The organism is Williamsia sp. D3 (assembly GCF_000506245.1).
In the GTDB taxonomy this organism is placed as follows: Bacteria; Actinomycetota; Actinomycetes; order Mycobacteriales; family Mycobacteriaceae; genus Williamsia; species Williamsia muralis.
Genome location: NZ_AYTE01000018.1, coordinates 1 through 25,634 on the forward strand (window position 1 = coordinate 1; position 25,634 = coordinate 25,634).

The 25,634-nt window shown below is 66.0% G+C and carries 24 protein-coding genes and 3 pseudogenes; 17 read left to right on the top strand and 10 right to left on the bottom strand.

Annotated features, from left to right (window positions below; translation table 11 throughout):
* From W823_RS58800 to W823_RS41840, 5 genes and pseudogenes are all read left to right on the top strand, one after another.
* Positions 1-258, top strand: a pseudogene (locus W823_RS58800) (hypothetical protein); the annotation flags it as partial.
* Positions 259-523: 265 nt separating this feature from the next.
* The gene (rfbD, locus tag W823_RS41825; protein ID WP_235189514.1) at positions 524-1,402 is read left to right on the top strand and encodes a dTDP-4-dehydrorhamnose reductase; all 879 of its coding nucleotides are present in this window, start codon (positions 524-526) and stop codon (positions 1,400-1,402) included.
* 65 nt (positions 1,403-1,467) lie between these two features.
* Complete coding sequence (locus W823_RS41830) at positions 1,468-2,385, top strand: glycosyltransferase family 2 protein (RefSeq protein ID WP_031332182.1); 918 nt, start codon at positions 1,468-1,470, stop codon at positions 2,383-2,385.
* A gap of 5 nt (positions 2,386-2,390) precedes the next feature.
* The gene (locus W823_RS41835; protein ID WP_051406504.1) at positions 2,391-3,500 is read left to right on the top strand and encodes a sugar phosphate nucleotidyltransferase; all 1,110 of its coding nucleotides are present in this window, start codon (positions 2,391-2,393) and stop codon (positions 3,498-3,500) included.
* Complete coding sequence (locus W823_RS41840) at positions 3,493-4,281, top strand: SGNH/GDSL hydrolase family protein (RefSeq protein WP_023957767.1); 789 nt, start codon at positions 3,493-3,495, stop codon at positions 4,279-4,281. The genes W823_RS41835 and W823_RS41840 overlap by 8 nt, the downstream gene beginning before the upstream one ends.
* 40 nt (positions 4,282-4,321) lie before the next feature.
* Here W823_RS41840 and W823_RS41845 read toward each other — a convergent pair whose 3' ends face one another.
* Positions 4,322-5,029: an O-methyltransferase gene (locus W823_RS41845; protein WP_023957770.1), complete on the bottom strand. Its 708-nt coding sequence runs from the start codon at positions 5,027-5,029 to the stop codon at positions 4,322-4,324.
* Positions 5,030-5,340: 311 nt separating this feature from the next.
* On the opposite strand from W823_RS41845, the pseudogene sigE reads away from it, so the two are divergent.
* The 4 genes and pseudogenes from sigE to tatB all read left to right on the top strand — a co-directional run bounded on the left by sigE (position 5,341) and on the right by tatB (position 8,856).
* A pseudogene (sigE, locus tag W823_RS41850) lies at positions 5,341-5,966 on the top strand (RNA polymerase sigma factor SigE).
* A 172-nt stretch (positions 5,967-6,138) separates the two neighbouring features.
* The gene (locus W823_RS41855; protein WP_023957772.1) at positions 6,139-6,636 is read left to right on the top strand and encodes a hypothetical protein; all 498 of its coding nucleotides are present in this window, start codon (positions 6,139-6,141) and stop codon (positions 6,634-6,636) included.
* A 118-nt stretch (positions 6,637-6,754) separates the two neighbouring features.
* On the top strand, positions 6,755-8,278 hold the full coding sequence (locus W823_RS41860) for a S1C family serine protease (protein WP_023957774.1): 1,524 nt from the start codon (positions 6,755-6,757) through the stop codon (positions 8,276-8,278).
* Between the two features lie 86 nt (positions 8,279-8,364).
* Complete coding sequence (gene tatB / locus W823_RS41865; RefSeq protein ID WP_023957776.1) at positions 8,365-8,856, top strand: Sec-independent protein translocase protein TatB; 492 nt, start codon at positions 8,365-8,367, stop codon at positions 8,854-8,856.
* A 16-nt stretch (positions 8,857-8,872) separates the two neighbouring features.
* Here tatB and W823_RS41870 read toward each other — a convergent pair whose 3' ends face one another.
* Together W823_RS41870 and W823_RS41875 are read right to left on the bottom strand one after the other, a co-directional pair.
* Positions 8,873-9,697: an ABC transporter permease gene (locus W823_RS41870; protein WP_023957778.1), complete on the bottom strand. Its 825-nt coding sequence runs from the start codon at positions 9,695-9,697 to the stop codon at positions 8,873-8,875.
* A complete protein-coding gene (locus W823_RS41875; protein ID WP_023957780.1) occupies positions 9,694-10,716 on the bottom strand; it encodes a daunorubicin/doxorubicin resistance ABC transporter ATP-binding protein DrrA in 1,023 nt (340 codons plus the stop codon). The genes W823_RS41870 and W823_RS41875 overlap by 4 nt, the downstream gene beginning before the upstream one ends.
* 76 nt (positions 10,717-10,792) lie before the next feature.
* Between W823_RS41875 and W823_RS41880 the strand changes: the two genes are divergently transcribed.
* The gene (locus W823_RS41880) at positions 10,793-11,554 is read left to right on the top strand and encodes a TetR/AcrR family transcriptional regulator (protein ID WP_023957782.1); all 762 of its coding nucleotides are present in this window, start codon (positions 10,793-10,795) and stop codon (positions 11,552-11,554) included.
* 19 nt (positions 11,555-11,573) lie between these two features.
* Here W823_RS41880 and W823_RS41885 read toward each other — a convergent pair whose 3' ends face one another.
* The 4 genes and pseudogenes from W823_RS41885 to W823_RS41900 all read right to left on the bottom strand — a co-directional run bounded on the left by W823_RS41885 (position 11,574) and on the right by W823_RS41900 (position 15,963).
* The gene (locus W823_RS41885; protein WP_023957786.1) at positions 11,574-12,719 is read right to left on the bottom strand and encodes an Mrp/NBP35 family ATP-binding protein; all 1,146 of its coding nucleotides are present in this window, start codon (positions 12,717-12,719) and stop codon (positions 11,574-11,576) included.
* 66 nt (positions 12,720-12,785) lie between these two features.
* Complete coding sequence (locus W823_RS41890; RefSeq protein ID WP_023957788.1) at positions 12,786-13,922, bottom strand: lytic transglycosylase domain-containing protein; 1,137 nt, start codon at positions 13,920-13,922, stop codon at positions 12,786-12,788.
* A gap of 141 nt (positions 13,923-14,063) precedes the next feature.
* Entirely contained in the window at positions 14,064-14,660 is a 597-nt protein-coding gene (locus W823_RS41895) for a DUF1003 domain-containing protein (RefSeq protein WP_023957790.1), read from the bottom strand.
* 8 nt (positions 14,661-14,668) lie between these two features.
* Positions 14,669-15,963 (bottom strand): annotated as a pseudogene (locus W823_RS41900) (magnesium transporter MgtE N-terminal domain-containing protein).
* 49 nt (positions 15,964-16,012) lie between these two features.
* On the opposite strand from W823_RS41900, the gene W823_RS41905 reads away from it, so the two are divergent.
* The 6 genes from W823_RS41905 to W823_RS41930 all read left to right on the top strand — a co-directional run bounded on the left by W823_RS41905 (position 16,013) and on the right by W823_RS41930 (position 22,128).
* The gene (locus W823_RS41905; protein ID WP_023957792.1) at positions 16,013-16,969 is read left to right on the top strand and encodes a CoA ester lyase; all 957 of its coding nucleotides are present in this window, start codon (positions 16,013-16,015) and stop codon (positions 16,967-16,969) included.
* A 42-nt stretch (positions 16,970-17,011) separates the two neighbouring features.
* Positions 17,012-17,497, top strand: coding sequence for a general stress protein (locus tag W823_RS41910; protein WP_023957794.1), 486 nt, complete (start codon positions 17,012-17,014; stop codon positions 17,495-17,497).
* 233 nt (positions 17,498-17,730) lie between these two features.
* On the top strand, positions 17,731-19,176 hold the full coding sequence (locus W823_RS41915) for an extracellular solute-binding protein (RefSeq protein ID WP_369792614.1): 1,446 nt from the start codon (positions 17,731-17,733) through the stop codon (positions 19,174-19,176).
* On the top strand, positions 19,173-20,114 hold the full coding sequence (locus W823_RS41920) for a carbohydrate ABC transporter permease (protein ID WP_023957798.1): 942 nt from the start codon (positions 19,173-19,175) through the stop codon (positions 20,112-20,114). The genes W823_RS41915 and W823_RS41920 overlap by 4 nt, the downstream gene beginning before the upstream one ends.
* 7 nt (positions 20,115-20,121) lie before the next feature.
* On the top strand, positions 20,122-20,952 hold the full coding sequence (locus W823_RS41925; protein ID WP_023957800.1) for a carbohydrate ABC transporter permease: 831 nt from the start codon (positions 20,122-20,124) through the stop codon (positions 20,950-20,952).
* Positions 20,953-20,955: 3 nt separating this feature from the next.
* Positions 20,956-22,128: an ABC transporter ATP-binding protein gene (locus tag W823_RS41930; protein ID WP_023957802.1), complete on the top strand. Its 1,173-nt coding sequence runs from the start codon at positions 20,956-20,958 to the stop codon at positions 22,126-22,128.
* Between the two features lie 106 nt (positions 22,129-22,234).
* On the opposite strand, the gene W823_RS41935 is transcribed toward W823_RS41930, so the two are convergent.
* Entirely contained in the window at positions 22,235-23,098 is an 864-nt protein-coding gene (locus W823_RS41935; protein ID WP_023957804.1) for a hypothetical protein, read from the bottom strand.
* Positions 23,088-23,819 carry a metallophosphoesterase gene (locus W823_RS41940; protein ID WP_023957806.1) on the bottom strand — a complete coding sequence of 244 codons (732 nt, stop codon included), beginning with the start codon at positions 23,817-23,819 and terminating at the stop codon, positions 23,088-23,090. Before W823_RS41940 ends, W823_RS41935 begins: the two co-directional genes overlap by 11 nt.
* Positions 23,820-23,954: 135 nt before the next feature.
* Between W823_RS41940 and W823_RS41945 the strand changes: the two genes are divergently transcribed.
* The gene (locus W823_RS41945) at positions 23,955-24,512 is read left to right on the top strand and encodes a suppressor of fused domain protein (RefSeq protein ID WP_051406505.1); all 558 of its coding nucleotides are present in this window, start codon (positions 23,955-23,957) and stop codon (positions 24,510-24,512) included.
* 27 nt (positions 24,513-24,539) lie between these two features.
* Here the strand turns inward: W823_RS41945 and corA are convergent, their stop codons facing one another.
* Complete coding sequence (gene corA / locus W823_RS41950; protein WP_031332191.1) at positions 24,540-25,607, bottom strand: magnesium/cobalt transporter CorA; 1,068 nt, start codon at positions 25,605-25,607, stop codon at positions 24,540-24,542.
* Positions 25,608-25,634: the final 27 nt, after the last annotated feature.

Sequence of the window (25,634 nt, forward strand, 5' to 3'; positions counted from 1 at the left end):
CGCGGGACCTCGGTGCCCGACCCGGTTGATCCCGGCGCTCTGACCGTGCGGCCCGTGTGCTCGGTGGGGAGGCGCCGTCTCCGCGCCTGGGTCGGGGCGCGTCGGGGGGCAGGGGATCACGCGGCACCCGTCGGCGTGAGGTCTCATCGGCTCGAGGTCTACGGGGAACGTCCGACTCGGTGCCGCGGGGACGTCGTCGCCCGCCGGTGGGACCCTCACCTGGAAGGGGCCGCTGATGACGGCCGCCGGTGGAGTTAGGGCGTCGCCCGCCTGACGGTCGATCCGAAGATGGACGGTCCACGGCGGTGAGCGCTCCTAACGGGTAGTGGACGGATGGCATCGGACGGAGCACGCCCCATCACCGGGAGAGTGCACCTGTTGAAGTAGTGGCAATGTTACGTGCGAATCCGTCTCTGCTCTGGGATGCCGGAAGCGGCGTGTACCGGACCACCGCGACGCGCAGGAGTGTGAATCTCGCCGTGCGAATGGCAGAGCACCTACGCAACCGGACATGATGGACCCCATGGCTACAGGCATGCGCTCTGTCATCGTGACCGGCGCCGGGGGGCAATTGGGCAAACAGTTGAGTACGCGCGCCGAGGGCGCGGTACGTGCGTTGACGTCGGCAGATCTGGACATCACCGACGAGGAGTCGGTGCAGTCGGTACTCGGTGACATCGGCCCGGGGGACGTGGTGGTCAACTGCGCGGCCTACACCGCTGTCGATGCCGCCGAAGACGACCGGGAGACCGCGATGGCGGTCAACGGCAAGGGGCCCGGCCAGATCGCCCGGCTCACCGCCCGTACGGGTGCGCACCTCGTCCACATCTCGACCGACTATGTCTTCACGGGGGTTGCGTCGGGTCCGCTCGAACCGGACGACCCCACCGGCCCGGCCTCGGTCTACGGCATCAGCAAACTCGCGGGGGAGAAGGCAGTGCGGTCGGCGGATGCCGACGCCACGATTGTTCGCACCGCATGGGTGTACACCGGCATGCCCGACTCGTCGGACTTCGTCAGCACGATGCGCCGACTGGAATCGCAGCGCGACACCGTCTCGGTGGTCACCGATCAGGTCGGTTCCCCGACGTATTCCGCCGATCTGGCCGACGGGCTGCTCGAACTCTCCGAACAAATCGTCCACGGCGACTCGCGGGCCCGGGGAGCGACTCTGCACGCATCGAACGCCGGCAGCTGTAGCTGGTTCGATCTGGCGCAGGCCGTCTTCGCCGAGATCGGCGCCGATCCGGCCCGGGTCCTGCCCACCACCTCGGCCGATTTTCCTCGGCCCGCGCCCCGCCCCGCGTATTCGGTGTTGTCGGGACGGGTGTGGCAGGAGGCCGGTCTCACCCCGCTGCGAGAGTGGCGCTCGGCGTTGTCTGCGGCGCTGCACGTCCGGTGAGCTCGGTCGACGGACTGTCCCACGGGGTGCCCGGCGACCCAGTGGTCTCCGGTTACGCTGAGCCGGTGACGACTGAGCCGGTTCCCGAGCGATTCGCAGTGGTGACGGTGACGTACTCGTCAGGCGAGTATCTGTCCCGTTTCATCCAGACGCTCGAACACGCATCGACCACCCTCCCGACGGTGATCCTCGCCGACAACGGTTCCGATGACGGCGCCCCTGAGGCGGCCGCGGAGAAGTACGACCACGTGTCGCTGCTGCACACGGGCGGAAACATCGGCTACGGGGGCGCGGTCAACCGTGCGGTCGCCGAGATCGACCCCTCCATCGAGTTCGTGGTGGTGGCCAATCCCGATGTCGAGTGGGGGCCCGGTTCCATCGATCAACTCCTCGAGGCAGCAGAGCGATGGCCGCAGGCCGGGGCACTGGGACCGCTGATCCACGAACCCGACGGCAGCATCTATCCGTCGGCCCGCCGAGTGCCCGACATCGTGTCGGGGACAGGGCACGCGGTCCTCGGAACCGTCTGGAAGTCCAACCCGTGGACTGCCGCCTACCGGCAGGCGGACGAGGACATCTCCGAACGGCCGGTCGGGTGGCTGTCCGGGTCATGTCTGCTGCTCCGTCGTCGCGCGTTCGATGCCATCGACGGATTCGACTCGCGCTACTTCATGTACATGGAAGACGTGGACCTCGGCGACCGGCTCGGCCGCGCCGGCTGGCTCAATGTTTACGTGCCAGACGCGGAGGTCCTGCATGCCAAGGGGCACGCCGCCGGTCGCAATCCCGAGCTGATGCTCCCCGCGCACCACCGCAGTGCCTACCGATTCCAGGCCGACCGTCACCCGCATTGGTGGCAAGCGCCCCTGCGGCTCGCACTCCGTGCCGGTCTCGGTGCGCGCTCGGCGGTTGTCGTGGCTGCGGCAAAACGAGCTCAACGACGTGAGAAGTCCCCAACCGGATCGGCGAAAGGTACTCCGTGACCACCATCGACACCGCCCAGACAACCAACGACGACCCGGCGCGGCACAGCGACGTCCAGGCGGTGATCTTGGTGGGTGGCAAGGGAACCCGCCTGCGACCACTCACCCTGTCTGCCCCCAAGCCGATGCTCCCGACCGCGGGACTTCCGTTCCTCACCCACCTCCTCGCGCGGATCAGCGCGGCGGGGATCACCAGGATCGTGCTCGGCACCTCGTTCAAATCCCAAGTGTTCGAACAGTATTTCGGTGACGGATCCAAGATGGGGTTGTCCATCACGTACGTCCACGAGTCCGAGCCCCTCGGTACCGGCGGTGGCATCCGGAACGTGCTGTCCGAGCTGACCGCGGAGAACATCCTCGTGTTCAACGGAGATGTGTTGTGCGGCACCGACGTCCGAGCGGTTCTCGACACCCACCAGACCTCCGGGGCGGAGGTGACCCTGCATCTGGTCCGGGTGGGCGACCCACGTGCCTTCGGGTGTGTGCCGACCGACGACACCGGCCGGGTGACCGCATTCCTCGAGAAGACCCAGGATCCCCCGACGGACCAGATCAACGCGGGCTGCTACGTCTTCAAGCGGTCGGTCATCGAGTCCATCCCCGACGATCGGCCGGTGTCGGTGGAGCGTGAGGTGTTCCCGCAACTCCTCGCCGACGACCACCATGTCCAGGGCCACGTCGACTCCGGTTACTGGCGCGACATGGGAACTCCCGAGGACTTCGTGCGTGGCTCGGCCGACCTCGTCCGCGGGATCGCGCCGTCGCCGGCACTCACCGGTCCGCGCGGCGAATCGTTGGTGCACGAAGGCGCCGGCGTGGGGCCGGGTGCACTTCTGATCGGCGGCACTGTGGTCGGACGCGGTGCGGAGATCGGCGCGGGCGCCCGCCTCGACGGCGCCGTGATCTTCGACGGAGCCGTCGTGGAGGCCGGCGCGGTGATCGAACGCAGCATCATCGGCTTCGGCGCGCGCATCGGACCCCGCGCCCTCGTCCGCGACGGTGTGATCGGTGACGGCGCCGACATCGGGGCGCGCTGTGAGTTGCTCCGTGGCGCGCGTGTGTGGCCTGGTGTGACCATCCCCGACGGTGGCCTGAGGTTCTCGACCGATGTCTGAGACGTCTCCCAGCTTCAAACGCTTTGTCGCCATAGGAGATTCGTTCGCCGAGGGCGTGGGAGACGTCGAACCCCGCTGCCCGAACGGGGTGCGCGGCTGGGCCGATCGGGTCGCGGAGGTGATGGCCAGGGAGGACCCCGAATTCCGGTACGCGAATCTGGCGATCCGCGGACGGCTGCTGCCCGCGGTACTCGGCGAACAACTCGAGCCCGCCCTGGCGATGAAACCGGACCTGGCGACCATCTGCGCAGGGGCCAACGATCTGCTTCGTCCCAGCGTCGACATCGACGCGTTGATCGAGTCGTACGACGCGGCGGTCGGCCGGCTCCAGGACGCAGGCGCGACCGTGATCGCTTTCACCGCGTACGACACCGGAGGGAAATCCGTCTTCGGCGCACTGCGCGGCCGGTTCGCCGTCTTCAACGAGTTGCTGCGCGAGGTCGTGGAGGAGCGCAACCTCGTGCTCGTCGACTTCTGGCGGATGCGGATCTTCCGCGAGCGCCGCATGTGGGAGTTCGACCGGATGCACATGTCGTCGGCCGGCCACGTCTACATGGCGATCGAGGTGCTGCGGGCGCTCGGCATCGAGCACGATCTCGTCCCGGTGGATTTCGGTCCGGCGCAACTGGTCTCGCCGACCCAGCGGCGCCGGGAGGGTCGTCAGTGGACGGTCGAGTACGCGATCCCGTGGGTCGGCCGTCGACTCCGTGGGGTCTCCACCGGCGACACCATCGCACCGAAGTATCCCGAGTTGACCGCGATGGCGCCCAGCGCCGACTGACTCGGCCTCACGCGAACCCTCGGCGGGTGGGGCAGACCGCTCAGCCGAGGTCCGTGCGTGCCTTGGCCGCTGCGAGCAGGCCCCGGCCGAGCGGGATCACCACCGGGAGCAGTGTGTCGTCATCGGCGATCAGCAAGGCGCCCTCACGCGCGGCCTGGGCCGCGGGGTCGGTGCTGGCAGGATCTGCGACCGTGCCGTCGGCCGACGCGTTGTGCACGATGAGGATTCCTCCGCCGCGCAGCAGACGCAGGCCCTCGGCGACGTAGCGCGGTTGATCGGTCACCGCGCCGTCGACGAACACCAGGTCGTAGCTCGCGTCGGCGAGGCGGGGGAGCACCTCGGCTGCCCGACCGTTGATCAACCGGGTCCGCGACGGGCTGATCCCGGCGGTGGTGAAGGCAAGTCTCGCTGCCCGGTGGTACTCGGCCTCGGCGTCGATGGTGGTCAGGACGCCGTCGGTCCGCATGCCGTTGAGCAACCACAGCCCGCTGATACCTGCGCCGGTACCCACCTCGACAACTGCTTTCGCGTCGACCAATCGCGCCAGCAGCGACAGGGTTGCCCCGACTGCGGGGGTGATCGCCGGCGCACCCAACTCGTCGGAACGTTCACGAGCGAGGCGCAGTGCCTCGTCTTCGACAATCGCGGATTCGGCGTAGCGGCTCAGCACGGCCGGGTCGATGGCGGGACCGGACGCCCCGGACGGGGCGGTCGCATCTGGATCGGCGGGGGAGCTGTGGTCGGACACAGGGTCGAGGTTAACTCCGGGGTCACCGATAGGGTCGCAGGCGCGCTGAGCAGCGATTCTGCCGCAGCGAGGGCCGCCACACTCTCAGGTAACACTCAGCCCGCTCATAGTGCCCGCACACCCCCGTCGGACAAGGTCATAGGGGAACAACGAGGCAGGCTTTGATGTTGACCGAACTGGGTATGAATACTTCAGCGAATCAGCTAAAAGGGTGCGAACCAATGACCGTCCACCGACGGTCCGCGGAGAAAGTGGAGCTGACCGTGGCTGATGTCAACCGAGACGCCGAGAACACCGGGACCGACGCAGTCGTGGGCGAGTTCGATCTCGCCCGGGAAGACGCGGTCGATGCGGTGGTGCCCGAGTCCGGGACGGCGCGGTTCGATGCCACCGGTGACACGGCTCTGATGCCCGCGTGGGACGACCTGGTTCGTGAACATGCCGACCGCGTGTACCGCCTCGCCTACCGGCTTTCCGGTAATCAGCACGACGCCGAAGACCTCACCCAGGAGACATTCATCCGGGTGTTCCGATCGCTGTCGAGTTACCGGGCCGGAACGTTCGAGGGCTGGCTGCACCGCATCACCACCAATCTGTTCCTGGACATGGTGCGTCGCCGCAACAAGATCCGCATGGAGCATTGCCAGAGGACTACGAGCGCGTGCCGGGCAACGACCCCAATCCCGAGCAGATCTTCCACGATGCGAACCTCGACCCCGACCTGCAGACCGCCCTCGATTCGTTGGCCCCGGAGTTCCGTGCAGCGGTGGTGCTCTGCGACATCGAAGGATTGTCGTACGAGGAGATCGCCGCGACGCTCGGAGTCAAACTCGGAACAGTCCGTAGCCGGATCCACCGAGGTCGTCAAGCCATCCGAGACAACCTCGCGGCCAGCGGCCACCACTCCGGTCGATCGGTTCTCGCTCACGATTTCTGAGCGCCGTCGCCGGACATCGGGCGCGTTGATGGGAACTCCGCCGCAGCGCTGACCGTTCTCCTTCCAGGAAATCCGTCAGTTTCGATGGGTTTCGTGCGGCGTGGAATGGCCGCAGTCCGTACAGTCGAGTCCGGGCAGCATCGAGTAGACGGCAGCGGAAGGGGCGATCGTGATGAGCGACCACACACCCGACGACTCCGCCGACGAGACGGTCGACGAGCGAGACGAGTCCAGGGGCATGCGCAATCGGCGCCGCGTCCTGGGGTGGTTGCCGACCTCGGCGATGGTCACCACCAACAAGAACTATCGGGCGCCCGGCACGCAGGGTGGTCGCAAGTTCCTGTCGACCGAACACCTCGCGACCGAGGCTGTCGCTGCTTACGTCGACGGTGAGTTACGGATGAACGCCTACATGCGAGCGTCTCAGCATCTCGAGATGTGTGCCCAGTGCCGTGCCGAGGTCGAGGCGCAGAGCGCTGCACGGTCGGCGCTCCGGCGCTCCGGCGAGATCCCGATGCCTGCCCGCTTGCTCGGCGAACTCAACCAGATCCCGACCCGGGAGATCGACCTCCGCGCGGCAGGTGACGCCGGTACGCAGGCCAAGGCCGATTCCCACCTCGACGCACCCGGATTCCCCGTTCATCGCGGTCAGCGGCGACGCGATCGTTAGCGACTGTGCCAGGTAGCCTCGGTGAGGATCTCACCGGCGCCGCCGGAGTGATCCTCCAGCGATCAGCCGCAAGCGAGGGGTTCGAGTTTTTCATGACACCGGTGACACGGGCGGGCCGATGACCGAGACCGACAAGCACGGCTCCACGCCATCATCGAATCCCTACACGGCTCCGCCTGCCGCCGGCACAGTCGGTCAGGCACCTCGACTCGCGCCCCAGCCCAACGATCATCCTCCTGTTCCCGAGCGAACGGCCGCCGTCTTCGGTAGGCCCGAGGGGGTCACAGGGGCCTTCGATGCCCCGGAGTATGCCCGGAGTCGTCCCCAGCAGCCCGTGGTCGCCAACCCCGACCCGGTATTGCGCGAGGCCTTCTCTCGGCCTGAGGGTGCCGGCACCCTGCAACGCGACCCGGATTCCCGCTTCGGGGAATCAGAGGAACCCGTGTCCACACCCGACCCCTGGCGGGACCCGGACGCTCCGGCGCAACTGAGTTCGCCTGCTGTGGACACCCCACCGCCTGCCGAACCCACGGTGCCCGGACGCAAACTCGGGGTCCGCGAAGTACTCTTCGACCGCAAGGTCAGCTGGCGGGCCCTGTCCCTGCTCGCCGTGATCGCGCTGGTGGTCGGGGTGATCGGTGGTGTGGTCGGTCGGGTCACCGCGGAGGTCACCGAACCCCTTCATTCGAATACCGTCAGCCTCTCGGGCAGCGATGACGACAACGAAGACGAACCACGTAGTCAGGTCGCCCGCGTCGCCGAAGCAGTGGAAAAAGCCGTGGTGATGGTCGATGTCCGGTTGCCGAACGGCGGGGGAACCGGATCCGGTGTGGTGATCGACAAGGCCGGCTACATCGTCACGAACAACCACGTGATCTCCATGGCGGCGAACGACCGCAGCGCGAAGCTAGAGGTGGTGTTCTCCGACCGCACCCGCGTTCCCGCCCGCATCGTGGGCCGCGACATCCGCACCGACCTCGCCGTGCTCAAGGTCGACGGGGTCGACAACTTGACGGTTGCCAAACTGGGCGACTCGGACAAACTCCAGATCGGCGAAGAGGTGGTGGCGTTCGGCGCGCCGCTGGGACTCGATCGTACGGTCACCAGCGGGATCATCAGTGCCACCAACCGGGCGGTGCCCCTGCGGCCCGACGAGACGTCCGACACCGACGCGGTCATCGATGCCATCCAGACCGATGCCGCGATCAACCCGGGTAACTCGGGCGGGCCCTTGGTCGACGACCAGGGCCGGGTGATCGGCATCAACACGGCCGGCCTGGCCCCGGGCGGCGGATCCATCGGTCTGGGCTTCGCCATTCCGGTCAACGAGTTCCTCCCCGTTGCGCAGTCCCTGATCAAGGACGGCCGAGTGGTTCACGCGCAGATCGGTGTCAACGCCAGTTCGGTTCGTAATGACAGGGTGCTCGGAGCGCAGGTGCGCAACGTCGTCGAGGCATCACCTGCCGCGGCGGCCGGTATTCGCGAGGGCGACGTCATCACCAAGTTCGGCGATCGTGTCATCGAGGATGCCGATGAGCTGACCGTGGCCGTCCGTACGTCGGAGATCGGCACACCGGTGCCGTTCCAGTACTGGCGCGACGGACGCACCTTCGACGGCACCATCACACCCGCCGCGGACTAGACCCAGCTGTGCTGCCGCCGACCGCCCACAGTGACTTGGCAGCCCGTTCGATTCGACAGAGCCGCCGAGGCCAGTAACCTGGAACGGTGTTCAGCAGTGTTGGTTGGGGTGAGATCGCGATCTTGATGATCGCCGGCTTGGTGATCCTCGGGCCCGAGCGTCTCCCGGGTGCGGTGACCTGGGCGATGAAGTCGGTGCGCCAGGTTCGTGACTACGCCACCGGGGCCACCGCGCAGCTCAAGGAAGACCTCGGCCCCGAGTTCGACGATCTGCGCAAACCACTGTCCGACCTGAACGAGCTGCGCGGTATGACCCCTCGATCGGTGATCACCAAGCACCTCCTCGACGGCGATGATTCCTTCTTCACCGGAAAGTTCGATTCCGGCGACGCCAAGATCAAACCGGTCTCCCAGCCACTGCCGACCACAGACGAGAACTCACAGGTGATCTCGCTGAACAAGGCAGGTACCGAGCCGTCGAAGCCCGAGGCTCTGGGCGCAGGCACCTCCACGTCATCACCCGATGCCAACACGGTCGCCCCCGCGCCCTCAGGTGTCGAGCGCTGGGACGCCACCTGAGTCAGCTCGTTCCCGGTCAGGTGCGCAGGCGCCGGTACGACCGCGCCGACAGAGCGATGAACACCGCACTGATCAGCAGTGGCCAACCCACAGCGAGCGGGATGGCCCACTCGGTCAACGGCCCCTCGGTGAGTCCGGTCGGATTCCCGCACAGATCGCGAACAGCGGTGGCGGTGGCGGAGATCGGGTTCCACGCCGCGATCGCTCCCAGCCAGCCCGGCATCGTCTCCGCGGACACGACCGCGGTCGACAAGAATCCCACCGGCCAGACCAGAACCTGAACGGCAGACGTTGCAGCGCTGCCGTGAAAGGTGAGGCCGAGGAAGATGCCCACCCACAGCAGCGCGAAACGCAGCAGCAATAGCAATGCGACGGCGGCCAGGGCAGAACCGACTCCGGCGCCGATCGTCCACCCGATGAGCAGACCTCCGACGATCAGGACAGCAAGCTCGACGACCGAGTTGATCATGTCGGCGCCGACGCGCCCGAGTGAGACCGCGGAACTGCTGATCGGCATCGATCGGAACCTGTCCGTGATCCCCTTCCTGGCATCGGCGGACATGGCCGAGGTGGTGGACTCGACACCGAACATCATCGTCATGGTCAGCATGCCGGGCAGCAGGAAGTCGATGTAGTCACCGCGGTCGGACCCGCCGGTCCCCGGGATCTCGATTGCGCCGCCGAACAGGAACCCGAAGATCAGCAACAGCATGATCGAGAACATCAGGCCGAAGATCGGGGTCCACGGATCTTTCACCCAGTGGGCGAGGTTTCGTCGGGTGATGACCCAGGCGTGCGTGAACAGTGCCGGCGTGGTGGCGATGGGCTGGGTGGATGTCATTTGTCGCCTCCGGTGATATCCGCTGCTTCCGTGGGCCTTTGGGGTGGTTCCGTAGCGCTGTGGTTTCCCTCTTCTGTGCCGCTCCCGGTGAGGTGCAGGAACACCTCGTCGAGTGTGGGTCGGCGCAATGTCAGGTCGATGGGTGTGATGCTCGCGGCCTCGAGCGCATGCACCACCGTGGCCAAACCGATGACCGAGGAGTCGATTTCGAACGTCGCCGAGTGTGTGTGCGCGTCAACCGAGGTCGCGGGGCTTCCGACGGCGTCGGCCAGGCTAGAGGTGAGCCGGTCGAGCGAATCGTCGGCTGTCACGGTCACGGTCACTCGATCGCCGCCGATGCGCCGCTTGAGTTCGTCAGGAGAGCCCTCGGCGATCACACGCCCGTGATTCATCACCGAGATACGGGCGGCCAATTGGTCGGCCTCGTCGAGATACTGAGTGGTGAGCAGCACCGTGGTCCCTGCTGCCGCGACCTCACGGACGGTGCGCCACACGTCATTTCGCCCGCGAGGGTCGAGGCCGGTGGTCGGTTCGTCGAGGAACAGGACGGCAGGCGTCAGGACCAGTCCTGCCGCGATGTCGAGGCGTCGCCGCATCCCGCCGGAGTAGCTGGAGACCGGCCGTCCTGCGGCATCGGTCAGGCCGAAGCCTTCGAGCAGCTCGTCGGCCCGCGCGCCCGCCCTGTTCTTGGTGAGCCCGAAGAGGCGGCCGAACATCACCAGGTTCTGGCGTCCGGTGAGTAGTTCGTCGACGGCCGCGTTCTGCCCGACCAGGCCGATCGCGCGTCTGACCGAACCGGCCCCGCCGCCGACGTCGTGGCCGGCCACCGTGGCGACTCCGGCGTCCAGGTCGATGAGGGTGGCCAGGGCCCGCACGGCAGTGCTCTTGCCGGCCCCGTTGGGACCGAGCAGGCCGTGGATGGTGCCGGCCTCCACGGTGAGGTCGAAGCCGTCGAGGGCGCGGGTGTCGCCGTAGCGCTTGTGGAGGCCGATCGCTGAAATCGAAGGAGGTGACGTCATCGGATCCTTACTTCGTATAGTGTACGAGGTTGAGTGCGAAAGTTCACCGTACACCACACGGGGATAGTGTGGGCGGATGGAAGACGCAGCCGAACAACCACCGAACGTCGACCGGACCCTGACTCTGCTGTGGCGGTCGAAGGTGGGGGAGCCGCAGGGGACGCGCGGCCCTCGGCAAAGGGTCAGTGTCGACGAGGTGGTCGCCGCCGGGATCGCGACCGCGGACGAGGAAGGGTTGGCCGCGTTCTCCATGCGCAAGGTGGCCGAACGCCTCGGCCTCGGCGTGATGTCGGTGTACACGTACGTACCGGGCAAGTCCGAGCTCATCGGGCTGATGGTGGATGAGGTGGCTGGAGAGGTCGATTATGCGCCGCACCGCGGTGACCTGCGCGAACGGATGACCGCCATCGCACGCCAGCTATGGGACGAGTATCACCGGCACCCGTGGTTGCTGCACGTGCAGAAGAGCCGCCCCTGGATCGGACCCCACGCATCGGCGCGGTACGAATGGCAACTCGCGGCCATCGAAGGGATCGGTCTGGACGATCTGGAGATGGATGCCACGCTCGCGGTCATCGCAGGCTTCACCGAGAGCGCTGCCCGCTCGTCGATCGAAGCTGCCCGGGCGCGTACCGAGTCCGGGATGTCAGACGAACAGTGGTGGGAGATCAACGCGCCCGTGCTCGCCCGATTGATGGACGGAGACGACTACCCGGTGTCCGGCCGGGTCGGTACGGCAGTGGGCGCGGAATACCAGTCCATCGGTAGTCCGGAGCGGTCGTTCGAGTTCGGGCTCGCCCGGATCATCGACGGCGTCGAGGCGTTGCTGGATCGCTGAAACCCCGCGGTGGCGTGCGTCAGTTGCGCCGAGTGGTGTCGATCCCGAGGTTCATCCCGGCCAGTCCCCGCTTGCGGATGGCCAGGCGATCGGCCACTTGACGCAGTGCTGCGCCGGCGGCGGAATCAGGGGACGAGAGGACCAACGGGACTCCCGCGTCTCCGCCCTCGCGCAGAGCCGGGTCGAGCGGGATCTGGCCGAGGAGGGGTACCTCCGCGCCGACGGCGATGGTCAGACGCTCGGACACCCGGGCTCCACCGCCGGAACCGAAGGGCTCGATCCGGCTTCCGTCGGGGAGTTCCATCCACGACATGTTCTCCACGACACCCATGATCTTCTGGCGGGTCTGCAATGCGATGGCGCCGGCGCGTTCTGCCACCTCGGCTGCGGCCTGCTGCGGAGTGGTGACCACCAGGATCTCGGCGCCGGGGATGAGCTGCGCGACCGAGATGGCGACATCGCCGGTGCCGGGCGGCAGGTCGAGGAGCAGGATGTCCAGATCGCCCCAGAAGACGTCGGCGAGGAACTGTTGCAGAGCACGGTGCAACATTGGTCCGCGCCAGACGACGGGGGTGTTGCCGCTGGTGAACTGGGCGATCGAGATGAACTTCACGCCATGACTCATCGGCGGCATGATCATCTTCTCGACCTGGGTGGGTTTCGCGTCGTTGCCGAGCATCCGTGGCACCGAGTGGCCGTAGATGTCAGCGTCGAGCACGCCCACCTTGAGGCCCCGATCAGCAAGTGCGGCAGCAAGGTTCACCGTGACGCTGGACTTGCCGACACCACCTTTGCCCGAGGCGACCGCGTAGACCCGGGTGAGTGAGCTCGGCTGAGCGAAGGGGATGACTGGTTCGGCGCGATCACCGCGCAAACTCTTGCGGAGTTCGGTGCGTTGCTCGTCGTTCATCACATCGAGTTCGACCGACACCGATCCGACCCCCGGCACGTCGGCCGCCGCCGCGGTGACCCGTTCGGTGATCTCGGTGCGCAGCGGGCAACCCGAGGTGGTGAGGTAGATACCGATACCCACACTGGAGTCGTCGGCGACGGTGATGGATTTGACCATGCCGAGTTCGGTGATCGGTTTACCGATCTCGGGGTCGTTCACCTTGGCCAGCGCGGCGCGAATCGATGATTCGGTCGGCAACGTTGCTTGTGTCATCAGCCCCGAGTTTACGCGCGCATCAACCTCCCGCCCCCACGGGCTGCCACTGCGCGCGCGGGCGTGCTATCTCGCCGGCGGCGGTGGTGGCGGGAGCGTGGGCAGCACGATCGTCGGCAGGCAGATGATCGGGCACGGTGTGGGCGTGGTGGTGGAGGGTTTGGACGACGACGGGCTCTCACTCGGCGGAGCACTGCTGCTCGGCGAGCTGGTCGACGATGTGCTCGGTGGGGTCGACGAACCCGACGTCGGCGCGGGCAGGGGACCGGTGTCGGTGGGGGTGACGCCCGTTGCGTAACCGGCCGCCCACGCCAGCACGTTGGCCGCGTACTCGGCGGAGTGGTTGTAGCGCATGACCGCGCTGACCTTGGTCTTCTCGGCCATGATGTCGGTGACTCCGGCACAGAGGTAACGGCCTGCCGAGTAGGTGGCGTCGAAGATGTTGTTCGGGTCGGACTTGCCGTCACCGTTTGCGTCGCTGCCCCACGACGCCCAGGTGGAGGGGATGAACTGCATCGGTCCCATGGCCCGGTCGTGGCCGGCGTCGCCGTCGAGACGTCCTCCGTCGGAGTCGACGATCACCTCGTTACCGGCGAGGGTGCCGTTCAGGATGGGTCCTGCGATGGGGGTCACCGTGGTTCCCGAGCTGTCGACATTGCCGTTGCCGGCATGCCCCGACTCGATACGGCCGATGCCTGCGAGCAGGAACCAAGGCAGTTTGCACTGGGGCGACTCTGCGCCGACCCGCTGTTCGGCCAGCTTGTAGGCCTGCAAGACGATGCCGGGGATACCCAGAGGTCCGTCGGGCAGTGCTGCCGCCCTCATCCGGGGGACTGCCAACGGATCCGGCATCGCGGGAAGTGCCGGGCTGACCGCCGGGGGGCGGAACTCGAGTTCGGGCCGGGCCGGGATGGGAAGGATCTCCGGGGCGGCCGCCGCGACCGTCTGATCCGCCGACGCGACGGTGAGGGTGGGCGCGGGTCCGATGTGCGCGCTCGAGCTGACCGCGGCCATCAATCCCACTCCGATGACAGCGCACCCGGTGAGCAGCTGAACGCGTCCCCACCGCACGGAGGAGAGGTCGAAAGCATGCTTCGACGGCTCTGTTCCTTGGTTCCCGCCCTTGCCCAAACGACCCCAGCGCACTTTCGGCACTCCTGTTGACTCCCCGACCCCGAACATCACGAACTGATTGTGACCCACGATACATATTCGTTATCGATGCCCCGCGGGCGAACCATACTTATTGACCGGATCGGCGTGCGTTCGCCGGCGGGCTCGGTGTGGTCGGGAGGGGTCGGGGAGGGTCGACCGGCAGACGAGGGGACCCGGCGGGGAATGGGGTCAGTTCCCGTCGTCGCGCTTCTTGTCTCCGCGTTTGCGGTCGTCGCCCTTCTTGGGCTCGTCCCGTTTGCGTTGGTCGCCGAGGATTCGCTCGGTGAGTTCGGTCAGCAGGTCGTCGAGCTCGCGGCGCAGGTAGTCGCGGGAGACGGTGTCGCCGACGGCCAGGCGTACCGCGGCCAGCTCCCGCGCCAGGAACTCGGTGTCCGCCTTGGTCTGTTCGGCCCGCATCCGGTCCTCTTCGAGTGAGACCTTGTCCCGATTCTCCTGCCGATTCTGGGCCAGCAGGATCAGCGGCGCGGCGTAGGCCGCCTGGGTCGAGAACGCCAGGTTGAGCAGGATGAACGGGTAGGGATCCCACTGCAGGCTGATCACGGCGAGGTTGAGGAAGATCCACACGATCACCAGGGCGGTCTGGATGGCGAGGTACCGGCCGGTGCCGAGGAAGCGGGCGATGCGTTCGCTGTAGACACCGACAAGGTCGCTGTCGAGGTTCAGTTTCGGCATCCACCGGCGGGTTTCGGTGGGGGTGTCGAGACGGCGGGCCGACCGCGACGATTGGCGCTCCGCCCGGCCGGACGCAGCGCGGTCGCGGTCCATGGGCCCCGTCATCGTGGCCCCTCCGTGGTCAGCTCGTCCTCACCCTCGGTTTCTCGCCAGTCCTCCGGCAGCAGGTGGTCGAGGAGGTCGTCGACCGTCACCGCGCCCAGCAGATGACCGTCGTCGTCGATGACCGGACCGCACACGAGGTTGTAGGTGGCGAAATACCGGGTCACCTTCTCGAGAGAGTCCTCGGAGCCCAGATGCGGCAATCTGTCGTCGATGATGCCGCCGACGAGGTTGGCCGGCGGTTCGCGAAGCAGGGCCTGGATGTGCACGCAGCCGAGGTACTTTCCTGTGGGGGTGGCGGTCGGTGGTCGCACCACGAAGGTGAGCGACGCCGACGCGGGGTGAGATCTGGATTGCGTGCCCGGGCCAGGGCTTCGGCGATGGTGGTGGAGGCGGTGACCACCAACGGCTCGGTGGTCATCAGGCCGCCGGCGGTGTCCGGTGAATGCAACATGAGTCGACGAACCGGCTCGGACTCCTGGGGATCCATCAACTGCAACAGCGCCTCGGCCTCGGAATCCGGGAGTTCACCGAGCAGGTCGGCGGCATCGTCGGGGTCCATCGCCTCGAGGACGTCCGCGGCCCGTTCCACCTCCATGTGCCCGAGCAGGTCCGTCTGGTCGTCGGTGGGCAATTCCTGCACCACGTCGGCCAGCCGTTCGTCATCGAAGGCCGACGCGATCTCCTGGCGACGTTTCGACGGCAGTTCCCGGAGTGCGTGGGCGACGTCCGCAGCCCGCATGCCGTCGAATTGCGACAGGATCTGGGTGACGCCCTGACCGGGCAGCGACAGCGCGCTCTGGGTGAGCCCGAGTACGTGATTCCATTCCACGACATGGGTTTCCCCGCGTCGACCGAGCCGCGACCGCGCACCGCGAACCGCGACCCGGGAGATCACCCAGTCGCGTGTGCGGCGACGTTCGATCGCCAGATCGACCACCGTGAGGTCATGACCACGCAGGTGCTCGAGATCCGGATCATCAACTTGCACACGCGATTCCACGATCTGGCCGAGAACCAGCGCCTCGCCGGGGCGCAAAATGAGGCGCCGCAGACTGACCGTTCCGGTGTTGAGCGTCACAGATGTCGGCTCGATTGCCGTGACGCGCAACATCGGAACGAAGATGCGCCGACGGGTGGTCAGTTCCACCGCCAAGCCCAGAACCCGGGGTTGGCCGGTTCCGAATCGGATCGACACCACCACATCTCGGACACGGCCGATGGATTCACCATCGGGGCCGAGTACCGCCAGACCGGCCAGCCTGGCCACGAACGCCTTGCTCACCGCTGCCATGGCTGTAAGGGTAGTGGTCGCGAGCCCCGGTCGACGACAAAGGAGTCCCATGCCAGCTGATGACACCGCGATCCGACGGTCGGTGCTGGCCGTACCCGCCAGCAGTCCGAAGATGCTGACCAAGGCGCGGGGGCTGCCCGCAGACGAGGTCTTCCTCGATCTGGAGGACGCAGTGGCGCCCTCTGTGAAAGAGGCCGCACGCGCGTCGGTCATCGCGGCGCTGGGCGCGGCGGACTGGTCCGGGCAACAGCGGGTGGTCCGGGTCAACGACTGGACCACACCGTGGACCGTCGACGACGTGGTCACCGTGGTGAAGGGCGCGGGCGCTCACCTCGACTCCATCCTGCTGCCCAAGGTCACCTCGGCTGCGCAGGTCACCGCACTCGACCTGATGCTGGGTCAACTCGAGTCGGGTTGTGGTCTGTCGGCGGGGAAGATCGGGATCCAGGCCCAGATCGAGAACGCCGCCGGATTGACATGCATCAACGAGATCGCTTCGGCCAGTCCGCGGTTGCGCTCGTTGGTCCTGGGACCCGCCGACATGATGGCCAGTCTCGGTATGCGGTCGCTGGCCGTCGGTGAACAGCCCCAGGGCTATCTGAAAGGCGATGCGCATCACCACGTGTTGATGACCATCCTCGTCGCCGCCCGCACTCACGGTCTGCAGGCGATCGACGGTCCCTACCTGAAAATCGATGACGCAGCGGGTTTTAGAACAGTCGCCGAGTCCTCGGCGGCGCTCGGCTACGACGGCAAGTGGGTGGTGCACCCGAGCCAGATCGATGTCGCAAACGAGGTGTTCCGGCCGCGGCAGGCCGACTACGACGACGCCGAGGAATTGCTCGACGCCTATGCACACGCGGCGACCGCCGAAGGTGGCGAACGCGGCGCCGTCCGGTTCCGCGGTGAGATGATCGATGAGGCGAGCCGGAAGATGGCCGAGGTGATTGCCGGCAAGGGCCGCGCGGCGGGCATGTCCCGTTCACCATCGCCTGTGGACGTCTGACGGCCGCGAATCGAATCGAGCGTTCGAACAAGGAGTGAAGACATGAGCAATCCGATGAAACCCGCGCCGGGTCCCGGCCTGCCCACACCGCCCAAGGGCTGGCCCATCGGGTCGTACACCACCTATGCCGAGGCGCAGCGTGCCGTCGACTACCTCTCGGACGAGAACTTCGCCGTGCAGGACGTCACCATCGTGGGTGTGGACCTGATGCAGGTCGAGCGTGTGCTCGGCCGATTGACATGGGGCAAGGTGATCGGCGGAGGTGTGGTGTCCGGCGCCTGGCTGGGACTGTTCTTCGGGCTGCTCGTCGGCATCGTGGTGGACACCAATCCATTGGTGCCGCTGCTCTTCGGGCTCGTCGGCGGCATCGTCTTCGGCGTGGTGTCCACCTCTATTCCCTATGCCGCCACGCGCGGCCAGCGTGACTTCTCCTCGACGATGCAGCTGGTCGCCGGACGGTACGACGTGTTGTGCGATCCGCGCAGTGCCGAACGCGCCCGCGACATGTTGAGTCGCCTGCAGCCGTAGCTGCCCCGCCCGGCGCAGGTCAGGGCCTTTCTGCAGTCAACGATTTGGTCTCGAGTTGGCACGATCATGCCGATTGTGTTGCGTGTCACTATTTAACGCCTATAACGTACGTCGCAGGCAATCAATGGTGTGCGCCGAGATCCCTGCGCGCACCGGCGACTCATCGAGGAGGCTGCGTGCAGTGCAACGGTGATCCACCCGCGGTGGACGACAAATCCGCAAGAGCCAAGACAATCGGTGGGCCCAAGAAGGTCGCCGCCTGGAAGAAGCTCGGAATATCTTGTGCTGCAGTGGCTGTGGCACTGCCGGTGCTCAGCGCGTGCAGTTCGGGTTCCACGCCGGGCACGCTCAACGTGTACGCACCCGCCGACGGCGCATCGTTCATCAAGCAGGCCGCCGAGACCTGCGCAGCGAATTCCAAAGGCGAATACAAGATCAACACGTTCGCGCTGCCCAAGGCAGCCGACGATCAGCGTCTGCAATTGGCACGACGGCTCGCGGGCAACGACCACGGCCTCGACCTGATGGGTATGGACGTGGTGTGGACCGCCGAGTTCGCCGACGCGGGCTGGATCGAGCCGGTTCCTGACGAGTTGGCGGCACGCATCAAGGCCGCCACCCTCGGTGGGCCATACGAAACCGCTGTCTGGAAGACCGACGACGACGAGGCCAAACGCCTCTACGCCATTCCCACCTGGACCAACACCCAGCTCCTCTGGTACCGACCCGATGTGCTGCAGCAGTACCTCAACAAGGACACGCCGCCGGTCACGTGGGACGAGATGCTGGCGGACAACGAGATCATCCGCAAGGCCGGTGGACCGAGCTACATCATGGTCCAGGGCAAGCAATACGAGGGTTTGATGGTCTGGTTCAACTCGGTGCTCTCCAGTGCCGGGGGCCAGGTCGTCGACCCGAATGATCCGAACAAGCAGACGCTCAACGACACCCCGGAACATCGCGCGGCCACCGTGAAGGCACTGCAGACCCTCAAGTCGGTCGCCACAGCGCCCGGCGCCGACCCGTCCATCACCAACAGCGATGAGTCCTCGGCCCGCCTGGGCATGGAATCGGGCAAGGCGACCTTCGAGGTCAACTGGCCGTTCGTGTTTCCCTCGATGCGGTCCAACGCCGGAGCCGGTGATGTGGCGTTCCTGCCCGAGGTGAAGCAGGAGTTCGGCCCCTTGTTCGCCGATCCGGACAACCCGCCGCCGGACAACGAACTCGCCCCTGTGAACGACGTGGTGCGCACCAAGTTCGACTTCGCCAGGTACCCGGGTGTCCTTCCGGAGGTTCCCTCCAAGGTGACCCTCGGCGGCGTGAACATCGCGGTCGCCGACACCTCGGAGCAGAAGGATCTCGCGTTCAAGGCTGCCGAGTGCATGACCAATGAGGAGTCGCAGAAGCTGTACTCCATCAGTGGTGGTACCCCGCCCACGTTGGCGGCGATCTACGACGACCCGGACTTCCAGGCCGCGTACCCGATGGGGCAACAGATCAAGACGCAGCTCGAGAGCGAGAACGCTGCGTTGCGTCCGGCATCGCCCGTCTATCAAGCAATTTCGACGTTGCTGGTGGCCAAGCTCAGCCCGGTCGGCGCCTGGGATCCGGAGACCCTGGTCGACCAGCTCGCCGATCAGGTCGACAAAGCCATCAAGGGTGAGGGGCTGATCCCATGACCGCGACCATCGAGACGCAGAACGCGCCGCAGAGCACCGGTAAGAAGAAGCCGGCGCTGAGCGAGGGAAAGCGCGCCGAACGCCGGCTGGGATTGCTGCTCATCGCACCCGCCGTGGTCCTGATGATCCTGGTGACCGGGTACCCGATCGTGTACGCCTTCTGGTTGAGTCTGCAGAAGGCAAGCCTGTCGGCACCCGGGCAGGACGAGTTCATCGGGTTCTCGAACTACGCGACCGTGCTGAGTGACAGCTACTGGTGGACGGCCTTCAGTGTCACGCTGGGGATCACCGTTGTCTCGGTGGTGATCGAACTGGTGCTGGGCATGGCCATCGCACTGGTGATGCACCGAACCCTGTTCGGCAAGGGGGCGATTCGCACCCTGGTGCTGATTCCTTACGGCATCGTCACCGTGGTCGCCGCGTTCTCGTGGTACTACGCGTGGACGCCGGACACCGGCTACCTGGCGAATCTGCTGCCCGACGGCACAGCGCCTTTGACGGAGCAGTGGCCGTCGTTGGCGGTGATCGTGTTGGCCGAGGTCTGGAAGACCACGCCGTTCATGGCGCTACTCCTCCTGGCCGGCCTGGCGCTGGTGCCCGACGACCTGCTCAAGGCCGCACAGATGGACGGCGCCGGAGCGTGGACACGCCTGACGAAGATCATCCTGCCGCTGATGAAGCCGGCGATCCTCGTCGCACTCCTGTTCCGCACCCTGGACGCGTTCCGGGTGTTCGACAACATCTACATCCTCACCCGAGGTAGCAACAACACCTATTCGGTGTCGATGTTGGGCTACGACAACCTCTTCAAGGCATTCAACCTAGGAGTTGGATCAGCGATCAGTGTGCTCATCTTCCTGTGCGTGGCGATCATCGCCTTCGTCTTCATCAAGCTGTTCGGTGCTTCGGCGCCCGGCTCCGACGCAGAAGGACGGTGACTGAGCCATGAACACTGTGATGGGCCGACGTGTCGGCTGGACCGTCATCAATCTGCTGGTTGTCCTCTACGCACTGATCCCGGTGCTGTGGATCATCAGCTTGTCGTTCAAGCCACCCGGCTCTGTCAAGGACGGCAAGTTCATCCCGACGTCCTGGACCTGGGAGAACTACACCAGCATCTTCGACACCAGTGCGTTCACCTCGGCGCTGATCAACTCGATCGGAATCGGGCTGATCACCACGGTGATCGCGGTGACCCTGGGCACGATGGCCGCCTACGCTGTTGCGCGGCTTGACTTCCCGGGCAAGAAGGCGCTGATCGGCGCAGCCCTGCTGATCGCCATGTTCCCGCAGATCTCGCTGGTGACACCGTTGTTCAACATCGAGCGGCGTCTCGGGCTCTTCGACACCTGGGCCGGCCTGATCATCCCGTACATCACCTTCGCGCTGCCGCTGGCGATCTACACGTTGTCCGCGTTCTTCCGTGAGATCCCTTGGGAGCTGGAGAAAGCCGCGAAGATGGACGGGGCCACCCCGGCTCAGGCCTTCCGCAAGGTGATCGCGCCACTGGCCGCACCGGGCATCGTGACCGCTGCCATCCTCGTGTTCATCTTCGCCTGGAACGACCTGTTGTTAGCAATCTCGCTGACATCGACGGAGCGTTCGATCACCGCCCCGGTGGCGATTGCGAACTTCACCGGCAGCAGCCAGTTCGAAGAACCCACGGGATCCATCGCGGCTGCGGCCGTGGTCATCACGATCCCGATCATCATCTTTGTCCTCTTGTTCCAACGTCGTATCGTTGCCGGTTTGACCTCCGGCGCCGTGAAGGGATAGCCAATGGCCGAAATCGTGCTGGACAAGGTGAGCAAGAAGTACCCGGACGGTTCTGTGGCCGTCAACGACGTCGACATCACCATCGCCGACGGCGAGTTCATCATCCTGGTGGGCCCGTCGGGCTGTGGAAAGTCCACCACCCTCAACATGATCGCCGGTCTGGAGGACATCTCCTCCGGTGAACTCCGCATCGCGGGAGAACGGGTCAACGAGAAGGCACCGAAGGACCGCGACATCGCTATGGTGTTCCAGTCTTACGCGCTGTACCCGCACATGACGGTGCGTGACAACATCGCGTTCCCGCTGACCCTGGCGAAGATGCCCAAGGCCGAGATCGCGCAAAAGGTCGACGAGGCAGCACGCATCCTCGACCTCGGTCAGTACCTCGACCGCAAGCCGGCCAACCTCTCCGGTGGTCAACGGCAGCGGGTGGCCATGGGCCGCGCGATCGTGCGCTCTCCCAAGGCGTTCCTGATGGACGAGCCGCTGTCGAACCTCGATGCGAAGCTGCGTGTGCAGACCCGTACCGAGATCGCCCAGCTGCAGCAGCGTCTCGGCACCACGACGGTCTACGTCACCCACGACCAGACCGAGGCCATGACGCTCGGCGACCGGGTTGTGGTCCTGCGCGCCGGCCTGGTGCAGCAGATCGGTTCTCCACAGGAGCTCTACAACCGGCCGTCGAACCTGTTCGTCGCCGGGTTCATCGGCTCCCCGGCCATGAACTTCCTGCCCGGGCGCCTCACCCAGAACGGCATCGAGACCGCGATCGGTGAGGTGGCGGTCAGCGATATGCGGCGAGTGGTGGAGAACGCCAAACATGCTCGCAGCAATGGTGAGGTGCTCATCGGCATCCGGCCGGAGCACTTCGAAGATGCTCGTCTGGTGGACCCGCTGGCGCGGTCCAAGGGAGCCACCTTCACCGTGCAGATCAGCGTGCTCGAGTCGATGGGCTCGGACAACTACGCGCACTTCACCGTCGAGGGCGGCCAGTCGTCCGCCAAGGCGCTTGCGGACATCGCGGCGGATGCCGGTGCGCAGATGGGTAGCGGCCAACTGATCGCCCGCCTCTCACCGGAGTCGAACATCGGCAAGGGGCAGCAGGCAGAGCTCTTCTACGACACCTCCAAGGTGTCGGTGTTCGATCAGGCGAGCGGTCACAACCTCAGCCTCTAGTAGGACTGATCGGCAATCGAGCCCGGCGGGTCATCCCGCCGGGCTCGCTGCGTTGTAGATGCGTGTCGATGCGTTGTGGACAGGGGAGCGTGGGTGACGCGTGCGATCAAGTCGACTTACGCCTGCGACGGGAATGTTCCCGCAGCTCGTCGATGATCGCTTCGTCCCAGATGTGCTTGCGTACTAAGCGGTATCGTTCCGAGGCCAGCCACAGATAGAGCTCGGCGTCGCTCGTGACCTCGGGGAGTATCTCGGCGCGCCGAGCCATCCGCACCACCGGCAGGAACTCCTCGCCGAACCACCGGCGGGCGACCTCCACCCGGCTCAGGAACGTGCCGGTCTCCTGGCTGAGCCGAAACCCCCAGGCCTCGACGTTCTCGGCGCACTCGGCGTAGTCGAAGGGGTCCTCGAACGAAATGGCCTCCCGTTGCTTGCCTTCCAGCGGGACCCGGGACAAGAACAGACGCCGATGGTCCTTGAGGACAAGATCGGATCGAGCGGTGATGCCCTCGGGGGAGATGCGGGTGTGGATGACGGTCACGTACGCGTCGATGGTCGTGAAATGTCGGGAGATCGCGATCGAGACGCGGTGGTGCCCGTCGATGACGAAGTGCATGTCGCCGATGCGGTAGAGCTGCACCGGCGGTACGGATTCACCGCGCCGCTGGGCGGTGGCAAGGCGCTGCCAGCGTTCGCGTACGCGGGCCGACGTGGGCCGGAAGTAACGGTCGAAGTCGCGGGTGCGGTCCACGCTGCCGACGATCGTGGAGACCTCGACAACGGTGAGCCCGAGGAACGTCTCGCCCGTCTTACCCAGGGCCGCAACGACTTCGTCGAACGGCAGAACCGTGTTGACGTCTGCGGGTTGTCGGGTGAGCCAGGCCGACAGACGCGCCAGCTCGGCTCGTCTGCGTTGCCTGCTGAAGTCGTTCTCGGCGTCGGCGCTGGGAAAACCGGTGTCACGCGCCATGGCGCCTCCGGTGTATCCGGATCCCGGTTCCGCCGGGCTCGATGTCGAACAGGCAGTAGCCGACGGTGTTCAGCGAGAGTGTGCTGCGGCGCAGGGTCTTGCCCGGGATCGTCTTGAGCAGGATGGTGTGATCCATCGGGGTCCGGCCGTGGGGGTGGATGTGGCCATGGAGCAGGAGCTGTGGACGCAACCGGTAGACCAGCGGGAGGAAACAGCGGAATCCGCGATGCGGGCCGTCTTCGGCGTCCCCGATGCCGCGCGCCGGACTGTGCGTGAGCAGGATGTCGACAGCCGACTTCCCGGGCATCATCCGATACGCGAAGCGGCGCAGGGCCAGTCGATTGGCCCGCTGACGCTGGGTCGCCTCCCGGTACTGATTGGGGCCGTCGTTGTAGCGGATACAGCCACCCAGTCCGGCAATGCGCACACCGGCCACCGTGACGATGCGGCCGTCGGCGTTCACCGCGCCCTCGGGCCCGGGATCGCGGACCGGCAACCCGGCCTCGGTCCAGCCCGCCCTGGTCTTCTTGAAGCCGGACAGGTCCCGGTCGTGGTTGCCGGGCACAAACACGCATGGAACACCGAAATGGGCCATGAGCTTCTCGAGATAATCGAAGGGCAGGTCACCGGCAGCGACGATCAGGTCGGGCGCCAACTCCTCGGCACCCCCGTAGTAGAGGCTGTCGACGACCTCGTCCGATACCGAAAGCACACGCACCACGTCTTCGACCTAGACGCGGCTGGGTGATGACGCGCCGAAGACCGCGATTACGGGTCAGATGAGGGGGATTACCCTGAGCGTGTGAGCGAGTCGGAGTCGTCGGTGATCGATCGGGTGGCGGCGCACCTGCGTGAGATGTTCGACGACGTCGAACCCCAGCGGGCGTCGGTCACCTTCCTCGGGCTCGAATCGATTGACGTCCTTCGTTTTTCAATCGTGCCCGATAGCGTGGCGTACGTGTCGCTCGGCTGCAGCCGGCATCCGATGGGGGAACCGGACCAGCTGATCGTGGATCCGACGGCGGGACCCCGCGCGGAGGTGGTGATCCGGATGCGTCTGTCCGATGCCTCAGCCCGTTCCACACAGCTGCGCGGGCTGCACCGCACGGTCGCGATGCTGGCCGCGGCGCCGGCGGTGGAAGGGTTGGTCTTGACCGCCGATGCGCTGATCGATCTCGGCGAACCCCTCTGGGAAGGGGCGACCTTCACGGCCGTCGTACTCGAGGACGACAAGATCGCGCCGTGCGAGATACCCGGTGACCTCGAAGACGTGCATTTCTTCCGGGCGATCCCCGTCACGGCAAACGAGGCGGCGTGGGTCCGGCTCAAAGGTGTGGACGCACTCCGCGCAGCGTGGACCGAAGCGGGGATCGACGTGAACGACCCGGTCAGGGCAGGCGCCACCATCGGTTGACCGTCGACCGCGGGCGTGCGCGGCTGGTCACAGCCAGTGATTGCGGCGGAACGTCCGCCAGAGTCCCACGCAGATTGTGGCCAGCAACGTCAGCACCACGAAGTAGCCGTACTTCCAGTGCAGTTCCGGGATGTTGTCGAAGTTCATCCCGTAGATACCCGCGATCATCGTGGGCACCGACGCGATCGCCACCCATGCCGAGATCTTGCGCATGTCGGTGTTCTGCTGGATACCGACCTTGGCCAATGCGGCGTCGATCAGCGATGTCAGGACCTCGTCATAACTCGCGATCCGCTCGTTGACGCTGGTGTGATGGTCCTGGACGTCGCGGAAATAGCGCCGTACCTCTTTCGGGATCAACTTGTCCTCGGACGAGGTGAGTCGGCGCAGTGCCGCGTCGAGCGGGTCGACGGCCCGTCGCAGCTCCATGACCTCACGCTTGAGGAGGTAAACGGGTTCGATCTCGATCCGGCGGCCGGGCGAGAAGACGTTCTCTTCGAGCGCATCGACGTCGTATTCGACGGCGGCGGTCACGTCGACATAGGTGTCGACCACATGGTCGGCCACGGCGTGCATCACCGCGGTGGGCCCCAGAGCCAGTCGCTCGGGGAGTTCCTCGAGTTGCTTGCGAACCCCCGAAAGCCCTGTGTGGTCACCGTGGCGCACCGTGATCACGAACTCGTTGCCCGCCATCACCATGATCTCGCCGGTCTCGACGACCTCGTTCGCCACCTGTAGAGATTCGTGGGCAACGTATTTGACGGTCTTCAATACCAGGAACAACGTGTTGTCGTATTGCTCGAGTTTCGGCCGCTGATGGGCTTGCACAGCGTCTTCGACCATCAGTTCGTGCAGGCCGAACGTGTTGGCCACCCCTTCCATCTGCCTGCTGTCGGGGGAGTGCAGACCCACCCACACGTAGCCCCGCCCGGTCGAGCGCACCTCGTCGAGGGCGTGACTGAACGTGCGCAGCCCCGGTAGGCGTTTGCCGTCGACGTACACCGCACAGTCGACGACTGCACGTGACGGCGGGATGGGCACCCTGGAGGAGGGTTTGCCTGGTGTGCTGGTACGCAGATGCGGCCGTGGCGGCATGGCACCTCCCTTGTCTGTGCGTGGCGA

Excerpts from the sequence above, each read along its gene's own strand:
- rfbD (WP_235189514.1), top strand. The coding sequence starts at position 524 with ATGGCTACAGGCATGCGCTCTGTCATCGTGACCGGCGCCGGGGGGCAA.
- W823_RS41840 (WP_023957767.1), top strand. The coding sequence starts at position 3,493 with ATGTCTGAGACGTCTCCCAGCTTCAAACGCTTTGTCGCCATAGGAGAT.
- W823_RS41855 (WP_023957772.1), top strand. The coding sequence starts at position 6,139 with ATGAGCGACCACACACCCGACGACTCCGCCGACGAGACGGTCGACGAG.
- W823_RS41860 (WP_023957774.1), top strand. The coding sequence starts at position 6,755 with ATGACCGAGACCGACAAGCACGGCTCCACGCCATCATCGAATCCCTAC.
- W823_RS41870 (WP_023957778.1), bottom strand. The coding sequence starts at position 9,697 with ATGACATCCACCCAGCCCATCGCCACCACGCCGGCACTGTTCACGCAC.
- W823_RS41875 (WP_023957780.1), bottom strand. The coding sequence starts at position 10,716 with ATGACGTCACCTCCTTCGATTTCAGCGATCGGCCTCCACAAGCGCTAC.
- W823_RS41880 (WP_023957782.1), top strand. The coding sequence starts at position 10,793 with ATGGAAGACGCAGCCGAACAACCACCGAACGTCGACCGGACCCTGACT.
- W823_RS41885 (WP_023957786.1), bottom strand. The coding sequence starts at position 12,719 with ATGACACAAGCAACGTTGCCGACCGAATCATCGATTCGCGCCGCGCTG.
- W823_RS41895 (WP_023957790.1), bottom strand. The coding sequence starts at position 14,660 with ATGGACCGCGACCGCGCTGCGTCCGGCCGGGCGGAGCGCCAATCGTCG.
- W823_RS41905 (WP_023957792.1), top strand. The coding sequence starts at position 16,013 with ATGCCAGCTGATGACACCGCGATCCGACGGTCGGTGCTGGCCGTACCC.
- W823_RS41910 (WP_023957794.1), top strand. The coding sequence starts at position 17,012 with ATGAGCAATCCGATGAAACCCGCGCCGGGTCCCGGCCTGCCCACACCG.
- W823_RS41920 (WP_023957798.1), top strand. The coding sequence starts at position 19,173 with ATGACCGCGACCATCGAGACGCAGAACGCGCCGCAGAGCACCGGTAAG.
- W823_RS41925 (WP_023957800.1), top strand. The coding sequence starts at position 20,122 with ATGAACACTGTGATGGGCCGACGTGTCGGCTGGACCGTCATCAATCTG.
- W823_RS41930 (WP_023957802.1), top strand. The coding sequence starts at position 20,956 with ATGGCCGAAATCGTGCTGGACAAGGTGAGCAAGAAGTACCCGGACGGT.
- W823_RS41935 (WP_023957804.1), bottom strand. The coding sequence starts at position 23,098 with ATGGCGCGTGACACCGGTTTTCCCAGCGCCGACGCCGAGAACGACTTC.
- W823_RS41945 (WP_051406505.1), top strand. The coding sequence starts at position 23,955 with ATGTTCGACGACGTCGAACCCCAGCGGGCGTCGGTCACCTTCCTCGGG.
- corA (WP_031332191.1), bottom strand. The coding sequence starts at position 25,607 with ATGCCGCCACGGCCGCATCTGCGTACCAGCACACCAGGCAAACCCTCC.